This is a genomic window from Gluconobacter sp. P5E10, from assembly GCF_018812145.1.
GTDB classification, from domain to species: Bacteria; Pseudomonadota; Alphaproteobacteria; order Acetobacterales; family Acetobacteraceae; genus Gluconobacter; species Gluconobacter cerinus.
This window is the reverse complement of the sequence record NZ_JACRVZ010000007.1, coordinates 31599-46390: the sequence shown is the minus strand read 5'-3', so window position 1 is coordinate 46390 and position 14792 is coordinate 31599. Positions and strand designations below refer to the sequence as shown.

Here is a 14792-nt window from a genome sequence, read left to right as displayed (position 1 = left end):
CTGCTGAAAGACTTTCATATTAAGTGATCCAGAAGTGATTGCCAAGATTTTGCGGCCTTCATATATATATACCAACCGATCCACATATGAGAGTCGCATGACGTTCACTCCGACATCCCCCGGGCAGAGCACCGATGATGGGCTGCCCGTAGCCGGTCTGCTCGCACTGGCCATGGCCGGCTTCCTCTGCATCATGACCGAAACCCTCCCGGCTGGTCTGCTGCCCCAGATCGGGGCTAGTCTGCATATTTCTCCGGCGCTGGCAGGGCAGATGGTCACGGCTTATGCCCTGGGCTCCCTGAGTGCCGCGATCCCCCTGACAATCGCCACGCAGCGATGGCGGCGGAGGCGCGTTCTTCTGCTGGCGATCATCGGATTTGTGATCTTCAATTCAATCACAGCGTTTTCGACGCATTACGGCATCACCCTTGTGGCCCGCTACGGCGCGGGTGCGGCAGCGGGTCTCGCCTGGGCATTGCTGGCGGGCTACGCGCGCAGGATGGTGACGCGTTCCCAGCAGGGGCGTGCTCTGGCTATTGCCATGGTGGGAACGCCAATCGCCCTCTCGATAGGCGTGCCCACGGGAACATGGCTGGGCGCTGTTGTGGGCTGGAGACTGGCCTTCGGGATCATGTCAGGGTTGACCCTGCTGCTGATCGTCTGGGTTCTGGCCAGGGTACCGGATTTTCCGGGTGTTGCGCAGCACGAACGTCTGCCGTTTAGGCGTGTTTTGAGAACCCCGGGGGTGCGGTCTGTTTTGGGCGTCGTGGTGACATGGATGCTCGCGCACAATGTTCTCTACACCTATATCGTTCCGTTCATCACACCGGCTGGGCTGGCAGGACAGGCAGACCGCATCCTGTTGCTTTTTGGTCTCGCTGCCCTTGTCGGCATCTGGCTGACCAGCCGTACGGTCGATCACGCCCTACGCAGTTCCGTTCTGGCCAGTCTGGCAATATTCGCTGCTGTTGCGGGTGTTTTTGCAATTGGGTCCGCGTCGCCCGCGGTGATCATGATGGGCGTTACGGTATGGGGTCTGACCTTTGGAGGAGCTGCGACGTTGCTCCAGACGGCTCTGGCCGATGCGGCCGGTGATGGCGTGGACGTCGCATTATCGATGAATGTCGTCGTCTGGAACAGCGCGATTGCAGGCGGCGGACTACTAGGCGGGATCATGCTGGACACATGGGGGGCACCATCTTTTCCCTGGGCTGTGCTGGGGCTTACAACTGCTGGATTCTTAATCGCATGGCGAGCCCACTCTCACGGGTTCCGACGTGGACACAGGCTCGGACATGGAGCAGGTGAGAACTAAGACATCATTTTAGATGAATTGCGGCTTTATCGCGCGGTGTCTCTAAAGATAAACGCATTTACGCTAGAGTATTTTGAGGTGTCGCCCGAAGATTTTGTCGCGCCCTATCTGATGCTAAATTATATTCACCCATAAAGGCCTACCTTCAAGGATGAGGGGTTAGGCACTTTATATCTGACATAACCGATATAAGCAGCAGGCTAGCTATCGCCGATATTCTGGATATTCGATTGAGGTTGATACTTTCCTCATAGCAGCGGCTCAGAAGCTAGCTGCCAGTAGACCTCCTTATGGAGAGCTCAAAAAACCGAGGGCTCTCCAGACTGCTATGCCATTGACGCAAAAAATATATGGTCCATATACGTTTCATATATTCTCTTTTTAAAAGCGACATCAATGGGCATTGTAAAGATCGACGAAGACCTGCACGAGGAAGCACGTCGCGCCAGTACCGTCATGTGCCGTTCCATCAACGCTCAGGCCGAGTTCTGGATGAAGATCGGAATGTTGGCCGAAGCTAATCCGACTCTCTCCTTCAATGACATTGTAAAGCAGCAGCTTGTTTTGGGAGACGTTCGTGTCCCAGACCTGACAGTCGCGTGACATGGTAAAAAACTCTGAAGAACTGGCACTCATGCGGGTGTCAGGCAGACTGTTGGCATCCGTTTTTGAAATGCTGGACGAACTAGATCTCATTGGCCTTTCGACGTTAGCGGTCAATGGTTTGGTTGAACGCTTCATTACTGTTGATCTTGGAGCTCGCCCTGCCAGTAAGGGACAATATGGTTTCAAATTTGTCCTGAACAGCTCAATCAATCATGTTGTCTGTCATGGGGTACCTGATCCGGACGAGATCATCCGTGACGGGGACATCATCAATCTCGACATTACACTCGAAAAAAACGGTTTTATTGCAGATTCGAGCAAAACCTATCTTGTGGGGAATGTACCGCCAGCCGCGCGTCGCCTTGTCCAGATCGCCCAGGAGGCGATGTGGGAAGGGATAAAACAGGTGCGCCCAGGCGCTCATCTGGGAGATATCGGTTTCGCAATCGAGCGTTATGCCAAAAGAAATGGCTGTTCAGTTGTCCGCGAGTATTGTGGACACGGGATTGGTCGCGAGATGCATGAAGAACCGCAGGTGCTTAATTTCGGAAAGCGAGGAGCAGGCCAAGCACTCAAGGAAGGGATGGTTTTTACCATAGAACCCATGATTAATCAGGGTACCCGGCAGGTTATGACCAAAGACGACGGATGGACAGTCTTGACCAAAGACCGAAAACTCTCAGCTCAGTTCGAACATACTGTTGCAGTTACAAAAAGCGGTGTGGAGATTTTGACCTTGCGTCGAGATGAGGTGTTAAGGCTGGGATTAGGTATTGTAGGTCTCATGACAGGATAGGCAGTTAAGCCAACACCTTCCCCGATTGGAAACGGCGTTCAAGACAGCCGGTGCTTTCTCAAAGGGATCACGTTCGAGAAAGGCTGCTGCAAGGGAGGTCAGCTATCATGTTGGTGCTGCCAGTTAGCAGACGTTCCGTTCACCCCCAAAGTCAGCCGCGAGCCTCAGAATAGTTACAGACCTGCGTGAGTTGGAATGTCTCTCGCAAAGAGGGACAGAGAAGATCAGGCTGTCTTTCCAGCAGCAGACTTTGTCCTTGCATGAGCATCCGTGGAACACGCCTCGAAAAGACCTTTGCGGGTCTTTTTGGGTGCTCACCCCCCTATGTCCGTTAATGTAAAAAAATGCACATAGATTTTATGGCGGAAAACTGCAGTTTTTGGAGATGGAGGATTCGAAAAACCCTCTGGTTTTGAGGCCTGCTCTGTGATTCCATTCGTCTGGTTCTAACTGAGGGAATGGCGCTATAAAGCGGCCGGGTTTCTTTGATGTTGAAGAGCGGTTGGCCCGGTTAAGCGGGCTTGGTGATCAGCTCGAAGCATTTTCCCGGACTGTGGATTTTGAGGTGTTCTGCCCTGATCTGGAGAAGGCTCTGGCCTATTCAGATGGAAGCAAGGGCGGGAGACCGCCATTTGATCCGCTGCTGATGTTCAAGATCCTGGTGATCCAGACGCTGAACAAATTGTCTGATGAGCGGACGGAATATCTGATCAACGATCGCCTCTCCTTCATGCGTTTTTTAGGTCTGGGGCTTTCAGATCGTGTTCCTGATGCCAAAACGGTCTGGCTGTTCCGTGAACGCCTGACCCAGATGGGAGCGATCGAGGGTCTGTTCAATCGCTTTGATACAACCCTGCGGAACGCAGGCTATCTGCCGATGTCTGGCCAGATCCTAGATGCCACACTGGTAGCTGCTCCAAAACAGCGCAATACCAACGCTGAGAAAGCCGACCTCCGGGCAGGGCGTCTTCCTGAAGACTGGCAGGATAAGCCATCCAGATTGTCCCACAAGGACAGGCATGTGCGCTGGACGCTGAAGTTTACGAAGGCGAAGCGGCAGGACGATGAAACCATGCCATCCAGCGATCTCGCTATCCCATTCTTTGGCTGTAAATCGCATGTTTCCATCGATCGGAAATACCGGTTCATCCGGAAATGGAAGACGACAGATACCGCCGCCAGTGATGGCGCGCGATTGAGAGAGGGCCTGCTTGATAAAAGCAATACAGCCTCAACGGTCTGGGCAGACACAGCCTACCGCTCAAAAGCCAATGAGGACTTCATGGAAAAGTCAGGGCTTTCTCTCCAAGGTTCACAGGAAAAAGCCGCATCTCAGGCCTATGCTCCGCCATATCCAGAGATCCAACGCAGGAAGATCGGTGATCCGATCCCGCGTCGAGCAGGTCTTTGCCGATCAGAAATCACAGATGGGGCTGTTCGTCCGAACCGTAGGCATAAAGCGGGCCACCATGAAGATCGGGCTGGCCAACATCGTCTATAATATGCGCCGCTTCCTCTTTCTGGAGCGGATCAACCCCGCTGCGTAGCAACCTGATCATTTATGTATTTTTTTGCCTCTCCATATACTTCTGGGCACTGATTTTTTTTTCTGGCGTGAGAGCTCTGTAAAGATCAATCAAAATATCTTCATCTGATGAGATGAGGCGTTTTACTGGTTTGGTTGAGAGGCCATCCAGAAAAAAATTGATGGGAACATCAAAAATTTCAGCAATTTTTGGAAGGTATTTTTGAAGATCTCCAGTTCGTCCCGTTTCAAGCGCAGCAACCGCAGAGCGACTGATATTGAGCGCTTCAGAAAGAGCAAGCTGGCTCATCTTTGCGGACTTGCGAAGAGCAAAGAGCTTTTGTGCCAACGCGAGTGTTGGAGATACGCGGGTTTCATCAATTTCAGTAAGAGACGCTTGGGTACTTTTAATCCATTTTCGAAAAAGAGAGTGAGCGCATCTTTTTATATCTAATTTATTGTTCAATACCTGAAATTCGATACTGCTTTTCACCAGATCAACAATTTTTCTAGGGAATTCCTGTTGATTTTTGGGGGTCCAGATCTGTCCTGGAGTCAGCAAGGTTCTATGTGGCATGATTGTGGCATCATATAAGAAAAACCCGGTGACGTGAAGTCACCGGGTTCTTTTTTGTTATGCCTGAAGAGCCACGTCTAGAGTCGTGTCTGTCACCAGATAGGGACCAGACGCAAGAATTTGAACGGATAACAGAGCGATACTGCCTAGGGGGCGATGTCCTAAAGAAAGAAAAGCATTCCCATCAGTCCAACGCACTGTTCCGTCTTCGACGTTACTCCAACCCGAAAGACCTTCCTCAGTCAAATGCGCGCTGAGTAAACGCGTTGCATTGCTTTCGAACATTCTGATATCGCCGACCAGAACCCCCAGTTTCCGGCGATCGTCCACAAAGGGTCCTAGTGCGTCATATGGACGGCTGGCACGAGAGACGATCCGGACGCTGTCGACGCCGACAGGGATCATGAAGATAACCTGATCATTATTGGTCCGGGCAGCCCGGATTGTTGCGCCTGTATCGGTCACAAGGTGCAGGTCGCTGTCATAGGTCAGGGACGGGGCTTCGGAGTGTACCGGGCAGTTCTGCTCCTTGGCACGGACTTCAAGCTGACGGTAAATCGGCTCGACTGCTTCACGCGACACGGTGAGAGGGGCTGCGGCATCATCCCAGGAGAGATTACGGCTGAGAGGAATGGAGACGACAGTGTTATTTTGACGGAAAGCGCGACGGTTTCCGGTATCGAGATAACTCTCCGTCAACATACCGTCAGCCATGATGACGGAGTGGTCAGCGGTTTCGATGTGATAGTAGTCGTAAGACGTGATCGAGGTGTCATAGAAGATCGAACGACCATTCACGAGCATCCGAGCCGGCACGAACTTGCCGTCAAAGAAGAGGCAGTGCTCGGCGGTGATCAGCATGTCTTTAAAAGGAACGCCCTCAGAGATCGCATTTTTGAGAATGCGAACGGGATATCCTGCCTGATCTAAAGCAAGATGCGGACGGACTGTGCAGCGGGCCTGGCCGGCCCATGTCACCTGGCGAACTGTCTCGGTCCCATCGACATATGCTGTGACGTTATCACCGACCGCCAGCTTTTCGACGGCAATCGTTCCAGACGGGATTGAGATGAGGCTACCCGCAAGGAAGCAGACTTCAGCAAGGGACCCACCATTGCCATCACTCACGAGAGCGAAACCTGTCGTTTTGACGCCTTCGATATTCAGGGTAATGGTGTTTCCATTGCTGAGCGTTACGATCACCTGATCGTTGGACGGATAGCTGTATGTTGCACCAGTAGGGGAAACGCCAGCCAGATCTATTGAATCTGAATCACCAGGTCCCGTTCCTGTATACCCACTGATAACCGTACTGACTGTACCACCATTTTCGAGACCCGAAATGGTCAGTCCGTGGTTGGTGTCTCCTACGAGGTCAATGGTTCCGCCAGCATTGTTCCAGATCGTTGCAGAGCCGCCATTGGCTATTGTGACAACACCTGAAATTGCTGCTGAACTTGCAACAGTAAGCGATCCGCCGCTCGACACTGTCGTGGTGCCCACAACACTGCCAGCGTCGGCATCAATGGCGCCCCCACTGGTAACGGTATTATCCTGAGCAACACCACTGGAACTGATTTCCAGTACGCCGCCGGAGTTAACGATTGTTCCGGAAGCCGTACCCGCGAGGCCAAGACCGCCGCCACTGGAAATAACGGTGTTATAAACAGTTGCTCCGGAGCTGACGACGACAGTACCGAACGTTTCAAGTGTCAGATTTGACGTCGTAGCGCCTGCGCTCACGTGCACAACGGCACTATTGTCAATTGTCGTCGTTGTCAGGCTTCCGCCAGAGTCGACGTGACCTGTCCCGCCGTTAATTGTGCTCCCTTCTACCAAACCACCAGAAGCAATTTCCAAAACAGCGCCCGTATCAATCGTAACATTTGACCCGGTACCCTGAATACCAACACCGGCTCCGCTGGAGGCGACAATGTTGGACGTCACACCACCCGCATACACGGCGACAGTATTACCGGAGACAAAGGTCCCGCCAGACAGGCTACCTCCGCTGCTGACCGCAACAGTTGCCGCTCCAGCAACAGGGCTTTCACTAAGGGATGCGCCACTCTCAATGATTAGGGTCCCACCGGCGCTTGTCCAAGTAATTTTTCCTGTTTCTTTGTACGCGTCTATCGTTCCGCCGGAGAGTATGTAATTCTTATTAGTATACTGCTCAGCACCGCTATCTATTTTAAGCAAAGATCCACTAAGAAGCGTTATTTCAGCCGAAGAAGTTGCTCCTATTATAGACCCGGACTTTAGCTCCATAGAACCACCAGAAGATATGGTAAGGTTTTCTTCTACATCCCCCCCACTGCTAACAATCAGTGACCCTCCAGAGGCAATATACCCCGAACCTACTATTTTTCCCCCAGACAATATAACAACACCGGAATGTGCAGATCCATAAAACGTTCCTGGGTCACCCGCCATACTTACCGGGCTATCTACGTACAGTATTCCGCCAGATACATAACTCATTTTATTATCCTCTTATTAACTTGATTCTATTTATCACCATTTCGGAGGTGATAAGTTTTGTGCACTCAAACTGCCTTTCGGAGTTTTTGTGCCGCGGACACCACAAAAAATCGTGGTGATCAAAACGCTCCTTCGGATCATTCCAGCATGAATTACAGGTGTGCCAGTTGATCACGCGCCCGGGCGTTTCAAACTCGTTATTTGGGTGGGTAAACCCTGAAATCATGATCACAGGGCAGCCTGCAGACCATGCGAGCCAGGCTAGGCCTGAACTGCCGCCAATAAAAAATGCTGCATGCTTAAGCCAGCGCGCTCGTTCTGCCAGAGGACGATTTCCTGTCTGGTCTTCAGCTCCATGCGGCAAGTGGTTCCATACCACGCCTGTCCCATGTTCGGCTTTCTGATCAATACAGACGACGCGATACCTTTGCTCTTTAAGCCACGTGATAACTTCGCGCCAACCTGTCGGGTTATTCCAATATTTACATTGGGAGCTCGCCTGTACGGCGATACAGACATAAGGCTCTTTTAGAGGACGACTTTCGTCAGAAAGAGTAATCTTTGCAGGCTCTTCTTCAGGGGGAACCCCGAGGATATAGGCGGCTGTTTTATGTAGGCCGACATATCGAAAATCAGTCGGTTGCCAGTCACATCCCACATCATCAAAAAACAGTCCTAAACTATAGGTCCCGTAGAATGTGTCGCTGAGCTTTTGGTCAATGACCTCTTCGTGCGTAAAAAAGCGAATATGAGGATACGCTTTCTCAAACAAAGGACTGATGAGGCCTGAAAGAGCGCAGGTGACATGGGCACCATGTTTTTTCGCAAAGCGGTTTGCATAGGGCATCCAGGCCAATGTGTCGCCGAGTGTACCCACCGGGAATTGGATTAGAATCTCTTTGTTTTGTGGCTCGAAGTGATGACTGAAAACCTGTTTCTCTGATTTGACGCCACCTTGAGGCTGACTTTCGATCCAAACATCTATGCCAAATCGGACATACCAACGCTTGCTGGAATGAATAAGACCTGCAGGGATCCCGGTTTTCTCAAAGAGAATATTGCCCGTATCAAGGTCTCTAAGTCGGACGTGCCATGTTTTCCCGTCTCCCAGAATTGGCAGTTGAACACGACACCCAAAATTGAAATCAAACCGAATGCCATGATGAGCCTGTTGAGTCGGGACTGACGCTGAAGGGGGATAGGAGGGCTTATCAGAAAGCTTGGAACCAAGGGGTTTCGCACCGCTTGAAGCGGCCTCTCGATCACTCGATATCGGGCTCTGAGTCATTAATTAAGAAGTTCCAAACTTTTATCGCGAGGCGGTAACGGTTAATTAGTAGTTAATAAAATAGAAATCATCAAGTGAATGTTTTTTTTATAATGACAAAAATATTGCCCCCGCGGGAAGAGTCGAAAAACTCTCTGGTTTTGAGGCTTTCTATGTGACTCCATTCCTTCGATCTTGGGGCACGGCATAGTGATATGAAGCAGCCAAGGTTCTTTTATGTTGATGAAGAGAGATTTACTCGGTTCAGAGGGCCTAGCGATCAATTGGAAGCCTAGATTCTGCAGTGTTCCGCTCTGACCTGGAGCAGGATTTGGCTTATTCAGGGAGCACTCAAGGTTGACGTTCACCGTTTGATGTCGTGCTGATGTGTAAAGTTCTGGTGATCTAGTTGTTTAGTCCCGGGATTTGATGGGTTGGATTGATGATGAATCTTTCTGGCTCTGACGTCCAGATTTTGCAGACGTATTCGTAAGGGGTAAGGCCAGTGAGGGTCTTGAGTCTTCGCCCGAAATTATAGGCTGCCATGAAGTCGTTGAGGTGTGTCCTCAACTGCTCATGACTGTCGTAATGGAAGCGTTTGACGGTTGCTTCCTTGATTGTCCGGTTCATCCGCTCGACCTGACCGTTCGTCCAGGGATGATTGGGTTTCGTCAGACGATGTTCGATCCCGTGAGCTTCGCAGATCATGTCGAAGCGCATGGGGCGAGACCAGGCCGTATTGCGGTTACGGGGCTGATCAGCGAACTGGATGCCGTTATCGGTCAGAATGGTATGGATCCGGTAAGGAATGATGCTCAGGAGATATTCGAGGAATTCCCAGGCGGTCTTCCGATCGGCTTTCCCGACGAGTTGTGTGACAGCGAACTTGCTGGTCCGATCGATCGCGACGAAGAGATACAGCTTGCCTTCAGCAGTTTGGACCTCGGCAATATCGATGTGAAAAAAGCCGATGGGAGTGCGTTTGAAACGTTGTCGTCTGGGCTTGTCTCCCTCGATATCCGGAAGCCGGGATATCCCGTGGCGCTGAAGGCAGCGATGCAGAGCCGAGCGTGTCAGATGGGGAATGCTGGCCTGCAGGGCATAAAGACAGTCATCCAGTGGCAGCAACGTATGCCGGCGAAAGGCTACGATCATCGCTTCGTCCGTCTCGGACAGAACTGTGGATCGCGGCTCTTTGGGACCTGTCTTCTGATCCTCAACCGTTTGACGCTTCCGCCATTTTGCAACTGTTTTCGGGTTGATCCCGAACTCCTCGCTCAGCGTCGCGAGCGAAGCCTGCGATCGCTGTAGTGCTGCTCGCACGGCGTGCGTGGTCGGGGCGCTGCCATGACGTCTCTGTCCCATAAGGCTTCCTTCCACTCGCGTGAAAATAATACCCCATCAAATCCCGGGACTAAACACCTAACAGACACGGAGGATTCCAAAATGCATTTTTCTCGTATGATTCAGGCTGGCGCCTTTGTTGCTACACTGGCCTGCGGCGCGGCTGCCGCTGCCTGCGCAGGCTCAGGATACGTTGCGCGTTGTTGATGCACGGGGACACCAGGTCGGTATCCTGGTCCCGGTCCAGGGCATCGCAACGACAGCGGCAATGCATGATATCGACATGTTCGAGGCCGTTGATCGCATGATGGCACGCAATATGGCTCTCATGAAGGCGGTCGATCGGACATTGGGCTCGCGGCTGGAGGGCGTCCTGCGCGCCGTTCCGGCTGTTGGTCATGACCTCCCGAAACAGAGCATGTCCTGGCAGCGTTTCGAGGCGGTCAGCACCGGTGGACCCACCGCCTGTACGCAGACGATCACGATCACATCAAACGGTCAGGCGGCGCCAATCGTTCATGTGTCACGCACCGGAAGCAAGTCCTGTGCGACGCTCCGTGCGCCGATGGCAGTTGACGATCCCGGAGGTCAAAAGAATGGTTCCACGGCTATGACGCCCGCCGTCGAGACGCGGACGGAAGTCCCGACAAACGGACGCGCTGGAAGCGCTCTCTAAAACAGGTGGTGGCCGGAAAACCCCGGGCCACCATCATAGAAGGAAAATATATTGATTTTCCGTGATCATCCCCATGATGGTTAACGAATATCAACAAAACCCCTGTAATTTCCGTCCGCAACACCACCACAAAAAATAAATACAAATATAAATAATAAAATTATTCATGAAAAAGAATCTGCATTTCGTTCCCCCTTGACGAGGCAAGCATCTCTTCCAATCTTGCTTTCGCCGGACGCCATCGGGTCCGGCATAGGCTCTGTGAGCCAGACAACTGGAGTCCATGTTGCTTTAATCGGAGGATGTGGATGTCGAAACTGAAAGGACTTTATTCCCGCTATCGCCGCTCCCTGCGCACAGCCGCCCGGAGATGGCGCAACCGACTGGAGGGAGGCGTATCATGGTAACGCGCCCCCTTTTCGGAGACGATCCGCTCGCTCTGCGTGTCCTCTCCGCGCTCCGCCGCCTCGGTCATGACGGACGTGGCGTGACGCTGACGTCTCTGGTGGCCCATACCGGTATACCGGGGATCAGACTTCGCTCCACGCTGGAACGCCTGGTCCAGGCGGGCGCGGTCGCCCCTGCCGGGTGTGATCCCCTGGCTTCTGATCTCGCGTTCCGTCTCCCCGTGCGGGCGAGAGCCGCACCGCCAGTTCCGGTCGCGGCGTAAGGCACTGACAGCGCCGGGTAGATCAGAAACGCCTTCTCCGAGCGGAAACGCCGTCTTTTCTGGAACGACCGCAGGAATGAGAGGGTGGAGCGGGGCCTTCCATCGGAGGCCCCGCGTCTCTGAAGGTGAGGTCGAAAGCAGAGAGAACAGGGAGATGTCGAGTTTTATCCATTTTCTCAACCTGAAGGCGCTTCGGGACTACCGGAATAGCCATTCCCCCGTGCCCCGTTCACGGGGGACAATGCGGCCAGTTTGGTCGCATTCCGCGGGAAAGACGGAGCGAGCGGAACAGACGGCCAAGCAACCTCGGCGCCTTCGGCATAGGGAGAGACAACACGTCGCTGTCGGTCTCGTCCTCATGCTGCTGGTCGGAATGGCCTCGCCGGCATCGGCTCATGCGCCGCATGATGTGCTGTCGTGCGAGACAGAAAAGCAGCCGGTAAACATCCCATCCATGCCACTGGCCCGCGCCATCGAGATATTAGGCCGCCAGTCAGGGTGCCCGATCCTTGTCGACCCGATCCTTATGGACGGCCGGACCTCCGCAGCCGTCAAGGGCGCCTATACACCTCAGGCCGCCCTCCTGCATCTGTTCGGGTCCGTGCATGTCGACGTCACCGCCACTGTTTCGGGCTTGAGCGTCAGCCCTCTGGATGCGACGGCTCTGACATCGGGCGACACTCGGGCCGACCAGGACCGACGTATGACTGGAATATCACCGTTATCGTTTGAAACGGCGCACACATCACTGAAACGCAGCGCGGCAAAACCGCAGGAACCAATGGGTTCCCGCGCGCCAGCTTGAGAACTGCATCATGACACTTCACACGGACAGACCGAACAGAATTATGTCGCTTCCGACCGTTCAGATCGGCACAGAACTGGCGGTCCTGCTGGCCGACTATCTCCGCGACCATGAAAAAGACCAAGGATATGAAGGCCTTATGCGTCGAGCGGCTGACCACCGGATTTACGATCGGGTTTCTCGCTGGAGAACCGCGCCCGACCCGGAAGCGACGACCGTCGCCGTGGTCCGAAAACTCCTGCCTGTCGCCGACCGCACGCACATGGCCAAGGCCTTGGGCTGGTCGTTGGGAGACCTCGAAAACCAGCTGACATCGGCCTTGCCAAAGGCCGTGGGAGATCATGCCAGAATATTGTCCTGTCGTCTGCCACGCTGGCACCGGCTCTGACCCGGAGGTGCGCCGGAAGGGCCACGAGCCCTTCCGGAGACTGATTCAATCCGCATGGGAGTTCGCATCCACATCCGAAGGATCAAGCGGTTCGACCAGCCCTTCCTTGTCCGGATCAATTGGTGGCTCCTCTTCGTCACGCGCCGGACGCGGGCGCTGTTCCTTCTCCCGAGAAGGAAGCGGAGGCGGTTCGAACGGACGGTGAGCGCCCATGATCCGTAACGTGTCCTGCATGGGGACATTCTCCATCGCTAAAGGAAAAACGAGACCGAGGACGTGGGAACTATAACTCAATTAATAGATGGGAAAACGGCTATGGAAGACCTCTCCATGAAACGTTCCTGGCAGAGCAGGGACTGGTCCCGCTTCATCAAGCTGTTCAGGGGCCTGACATTCTACGAGCGTTTTGAACAGGCGATCATTCTGACCCTGATTGCGCTCATCATGCTGGTCACCGCCATCGCGACGATTCATCTGATCGGCGCGGTATGGCATCTGGTCGTCGATGTCGGAATCGATCCGATCAACCAGACAATCTTCCAGGCGATTTTTGGCGCGATCTTTACTGTTATCATCGCTCTTGAGTTCAAACACTCCCTGCTGGTCGTTCTTGCCCAGCATGAGAACGTCATCCGGGTTCGGACCATCGTCCTGATCGCCCTCCTGGCGATTGCCCGCAAATTCATCCTGCTGGATCTGCATGATGTGACTGCCATGGAACTGTTCGCGCTCTCGGCGGCTGTTCTGGCGCTGGGCGTCGTCTACTGGCTGGTTCGCGAGCAGGATGCGCGTGTCGCGCGCGATGCCAGGGAACAGGCGCATTTCGAAGATAATTCTGCGGCCTGCTGTGAGCCAGCACGGTCTTCATCCTGAAGAATCGAGGTAAAGGCGGCCCATAACGCCGCCTTTACTCAAATCCCTACTACGTCCCGTGCGATGAGGACGTCTTCTTCGCCGTCTCTGGACCTGACGGTGCCGGATGATCTGTGTCGATGGGCCGGAACGGCGGAATGGGTTGCCCGGGTTAATAGACCGGCCCCTTGTAGTTCTGATCCACCTGGTTTGCGTTCAAGCTCCCGACCAGCATATCACCCGCGCCGTCTTCGTAATGAGTGCGAGCTCCGGTTTTGGGGATTGTGGACGTTCCCTCGGTCGCCCCCGCATCGAACGATGTTGCAGTCGTCCGGACAATATCACCAGCATGTGCGTCCGACTGGCTCAGTAGAGACGAGCCCAGAGCAGCGCACGACAGAGATATTTTCATCCTCTTCATGCTCGTGACCTTTCGAGATTCTCCCCCGGCCGGATGAATGGCCGGGGGAGAGTTTTCGTCACGCCATCAGGCTGCCTCTTTCCGCGCCTCGATCTGGGGCACGGCTTCCTCCGCACGTCCTGTAGAGGACGTAATCGCGATACGACGCGGCTTCATCGCTTCGGGTATCTCACGTTTCAGAGTTATGGACAGAAGTCCGTTCTCGAAGTGCGCATCGGTGACTTTCATATGCTCGGCCAGATCGAAGCGGCGTTCGAATTCTCTGCCCGCAATACCCCGATGGAGATATTCGGCGGCGCTTTGCGGCTCCTGCGCCTTTCGTCCTGTCACGACAAGAGTATTGCGCTCCTGTGTGATCGTAAGGTCGTTCTCGGCAAGTCCGGCAACCGCCATGTCGATCCGGTAATCATCTTCACCGGTCTTGACGATATCGTAAGGCGGCCAGTTATCGAGCGTCGGAATCCGGCTGGCGAGATCAAGGGCATTGAGCATTCTGTCAAAACCCACGCTCGAACGGAACAGGGGAGCAAAATCAACGGTGGCTCTCATAGCCATATCCTCCTTTGAGCAACATGGACACAAGATCAAAACTGATAGTTCTGTCTGCCGACCCCTTCGGCGGCCGGCAAATTCAATCTGGGCACTCCATGCATGGTGTCAAGAGGCATCAAAAATGCAGAAAGGCAGGTTTGGGCGTCGTCTATCGTTCGCATGTTCAGAGTGGACCAGAACAATGCCTGATAGCATCCGATGGAAGTTGCTGGCCGCGGCATTCGCCGCGACCATGCTGAGTGCCGCTCCGGCGGAGGGCTGGCCGTGGATTTATGCTGGACCACCAATTGTCGTTCCACCACCAGCCGTGGTCGCGCCGCCACCTCCGCCGTACTACCATCCCACGAGATGATGCCCTTGACACGACGAGGCTATGTCTGGGAGCCGGACCGCTGGTTTTGGACTCCGTGCGGCTACATCTGGCGGAGAGGCCGGTGACGGCGCTAGCTGTCAGTTGGGGTGGGCGGTCTCCTTCCGAAGGTTTATCAACCGCCGGTATGGCACATCAATGCCG

At 53.9% G+C, this 14792-nt stretch carries 17 protein-coding genes and 1 pseudogene; 11 read left to right on the top strand and 7 right to left on the bottom strand.

What is annotated here, in order from left to right; all coding sequences use genetic code 11:
* Positions 1 to 97 precede the first annotated feature (97 nt).
* From KP707_RS13855 to KP707_RS13840, 4 genes and pseudogenes are all read left to right on the top strand, one after another.
* The gene (locus tag KP707_RS13855; protein ID WP_215751807.1) at positions 98 to 1315 is read left to right on the top strand and encodes an MFS transporter; all 1218 of its coding nucleotides are present in this window, start codon (positions 98 to 100) and stop codon (positions 1313 to 1315) included.
* Positions 1316 to 1711: 396 nt separating this feature from the next.
* Positions 1712 to 1918 carry a ParD-like family protein gene (locus KP707_RS13850; RefSeq protein WP_064275606.1) on the top strand — a complete coding sequence of 69 codons (207 nt, stop codon included), beginning with the start codon at positions 1712 to 1714 and terminating at the stop codon, positions 1916 to 1918.
* Position 1919: 1 nt separating this feature from the next.
* Entirely contained in the window at positions 1920 to 2717 is a 798-nt protein-coding gene (gene map, locus KP707_RS13845) for a type I methionyl aminopeptidase (RefSeq protein ID WP_064275607.1), read from the top strand.
* 466 nt (positions 2718 to 3183) lie between these two features.
* Positions 3184 to 4264, top strand: a pseudogene (locus KP707_RS13840) (IS5 family transposase).
* A gap of 12 nt (positions 4265 to 4276) precedes the next feature.
* Here KP707_RS13840 and KP707_RS13835 read toward each other — a convergent pair.
* The 4 genes from KP707_RS13835 to KP707_RS13820 form a co-directional block, all read right to left on the bottom strand.
* Entirely contained in the window at positions 4277 to 4819 is a 543-nt protein-coding gene (locus KP707_RS13835) for a helix-turn-helix domain-containing protein (protein WP_252348884.1), read from the bottom strand.
* 57 nt (positions 4820 to 4876) lie between these two features.
* Entirely contained in the window at positions 4877 to 7021 is a 2145-nt protein-coding gene (locus tag KP707_RS13830; RefSeq protein WP_232309424.1) for a Hint domain-containing protein, read from the bottom strand.
* Between the two features lie 286 nt (positions 7022 to 7307).
* Positions 7308 to 8591 carry an autotransporter strand-loop-strand O-heptosyltransferase gene (locus KP707_RS13825; protein WP_215751806.1) on the bottom strand — a complete coding sequence of 428 codons (1284 nt, stop codon included), beginning with the start codon at positions 8589 to 8591 and terminating at the stop codon, positions 7308 to 7310.
* 384 nt (positions 8592 to 8975) lie between these two features.
* Complete coding sequence (locus tag KP707_RS13820; protein ID WP_215751805.1) at positions 8976 to 9935, bottom strand: IS481 family transposase; 960 nt, start codon at positions 9933 to 9935, stop codon at positions 8976 to 8978.
* A gap of 118 nt (positions 9936 to 10053) precedes the next feature.
* On the opposite strand from KP707_RS13820, the gene KP707_RS13815 reads away from it, so the two are divergent.
* The 4 genes from KP707_RS13815 to KP707_RS13800 all read left to right on the top strand — a co-directional run bounded on the left by KP707_RS13815 (position 10054) and on the right by KP707_RS13800 (position 12453).
* Complete coding sequence (locus tag KP707_RS13815) at positions 10054 to 10590, top strand: hypothetical protein (protein ID WP_252348882.1); 537 nt, start codon at positions 10054 to 10056, stop codon at positions 10588 to 10590.
* Positions 10591 to 10990: 400 nt separating this feature from the next.
* A complete protein-coding gene (locus tag KP707_RS13810) occupies positions 10991 to 11260 on the top strand; it encodes a hypothetical protein (protein WP_064275677.1) in 270 nt (89 codons plus the stop codon).
* A 358-nt stretch (positions 11261 to 11618) separates the two neighbouring features.
* A complete protein-coding gene (locus tag KP707_RS16865) occupies positions 11619 to 12065 on the top strand; it encodes a hypothetical protein (RefSeq protein ID WP_232309444.1) in 447 nt (148 codons plus the stop codon).
* Positions 12066 to 12075: 10 nt separating this feature from the next.
* On the top strand, positions 12076 to 12453 hold the full coding sequence (locus KP707_RS13800; protein ID WP_064275676.1) for a hypothetical protein: 378 nt from the start codon (positions 12076 to 12078) through the stop codon (positions 12451 to 12453).
* 45 nt (positions 12454 to 12498) lie between these two features.
* Here KP707_RS13800 and KP707_RS13795 read toward each other — a convergent pair whose 3' ends face one another.
* The gene (locus KP707_RS13795) at positions 12499 to 12687 is read right to left on the bottom strand and encodes a hypothetical protein (protein WP_064275675.1); all 189 of its coding nucleotides are present in this window, start codon (positions 12685 to 12687) and stop codon (positions 12499 to 12501) included.
* Positions 12688 to 12768: 81 nt separating this feature from the next.
* Here KP707_RS13795 and KP707_RS13790 point away from each other — a divergent pair, with 81 nt between their 5' ends.
* Positions 12769 to 13326 carry a phosphate-starvation-inducible PsiE family protein gene (locus KP707_RS13790; protein WP_064275674.1) on the top strand — a complete coding sequence of 186 codons (558 nt, stop codon included), beginning with the start codon at positions 12769 to 12771 and terminating at the stop codon, positions 13324 to 13326.
* 151 nt (positions 13327 to 13477) lie between these two features.
* On the opposite strand, the gene KP707_RS13785 is transcribed toward KP707_RS13790, so the two are convergent.
* Entirely contained in the window at positions 13478 to 13726 is a 249-nt protein-coding gene (locus tag KP707_RS13785; protein ID WP_198150551.1) for a hypothetical protein, read from the bottom strand.
* Between the two features lie 66 nt (positions 13727 to 13792).
* Entirely contained in the window at positions 13793 to 14275 is a 483-nt protein-coding gene (locus KP707_RS13780) for an Hsp20 family protein (RefSeq protein WP_064275673.1), read from the bottom strand.
* A 184-nt stretch (positions 14276 to 14459) separates the two neighbouring features.
* Here KP707_RS13780 and KP707_RS13775 point away from each other — a divergent pair, with 184 nt between their 5' ends.
* Positions 14460 to 14630, top strand: a complete 171-nt coding sequence (locus tag KP707_RS13775; RefSeq protein WP_157091263.1) for a hypothetical protein — start codon at positions 14460 to 14462, stop codon at positions 14628 to 14630.
* Positions 14627 to 14716, top strand: a complete 90-nt coding sequence (locus tag KP707_RS17155; RefSeq protein WP_157091262.1) for a YXWGXW repeat-containing protein — start codon at positions 14627 to 14629, stop codon at positions 14714 to 14716. Before KP707_RS13775 ends, KP707_RS17155 begins: the two co-directional genes overlap by 4 nt.
* Positions 14717 to 14792: the final 76 nt, after the last annotated feature.

What these genes read in the sequence shown, in the direction of transcription:
- KP707_RS13785 (WP_198150551.1), bottom strand. Translation starts at nt 13,726, where the DNA reads ATGAAGAGGATGAAAATATCTCTGTCGTGCGCTGCTCTGGGCTCGTCT.
- KP707_RS13795 (WP_064275675.1), bottom strand. Translation starts at nt 12,687, where the DNA reads ATGCAGGACACGTTACGGATCATGGGCGCTCACCGTCCGTTCGAACCG.
- KP707_RS13775 (WP_157091263.1), top strand. Translation starts at nt 14,460, where the DNA reads ATGCCTGATAGCATCCGATGGAAGTTGCTGGCCGCGGCATTCGCCGCG.
- KP707_RS13855 (WP_215751807.1), top strand. Translation starts at nt 98, where the DNA reads ATGACGTTCACTCCGACATCCCCCGGGCAGAGCACCGATGATGGGCTG.
- KP707_RS13810 (WP_064275677.1), top strand. Translation starts at nt 10,991, where the DNA reads ATGGTAACGCGCCCCCTTTTCGGAGACGATCCGCTCGCTCTGCGTGTC.
- KP707_RS13790 (WP_064275674.1), top strand. Translation starts at nt 12,769, where the DNA reads ATGGAAGACCTCTCCATGAAACGTTCCTGGCAGAGCAGGGACTGGTCC.
- KP707_RS13800 (WP_064275676.1), top strand. Translation starts at nt 12,076, where the DNA reads ATGACACTTCACACGGACAGACCGAACAGAATTATGTCGCTTCCGACC.
- KP707_RS16865 (WP_232309444.1), top strand. Translation starts at nt 11,619, where the DNA reads ATGCTGCTGGTCGGAATGGCCTCGCCGGCATCGGCTCATGCGCCGCAT.
- KP707_RS13835 (WP_252348884.1), bottom strand. Translation starts at nt 4,819, where the DNA reads ATGCCACATAGAACCTTGCTGACTCCAGGACAGATCTGGACCCCCAAA.
- KP707_RS13850 (WP_064275606.1), top strand. Translation starts at nt 1,712, where the DNA reads ATGGGCATTGTAAAGATCGACGAAGACCTGCACGAGGAAGCACGTCGC.
- KP707_RS13780 (WP_064275673.1), bottom strand. Translation starts at nt 14,275, where the DNA reads ATGAGAGCCACCGTTGATTTTGCTCCCCTGTTCCGTTCGAGCGTGGGT.
- KP707_RS13825 (WP_215751806.1), bottom strand. Translation starts at nt 8,591, where the DNA reads ATGACTCAGAGCCCGATATCGAGTGATCGAGAGGCCGCTTCAAGCGGT.
- map (WP_064275607.1), top strand. Translation starts at nt 1,920, where the DNA reads ATGGTAAAAAACTCTGAAGAACTGGCACTCATGCGGGTGTCAGGCAGA.
- KP707_RS17155 (WP_157091262.1), top strand. Translation starts at nt 14,627, where the DNA reads ATGATGCCCTTGACACGACGAGGCTATGTCTGGGAGCCGGACCGCTGG.
- KP707_RS13820 (WP_215751805.1), bottom strand. Translation starts at nt 9,935, where the DNA reads ATGGGACAGAGACGTCATGGCAGCGCCCCGACCACGCACGCCGTGCGA.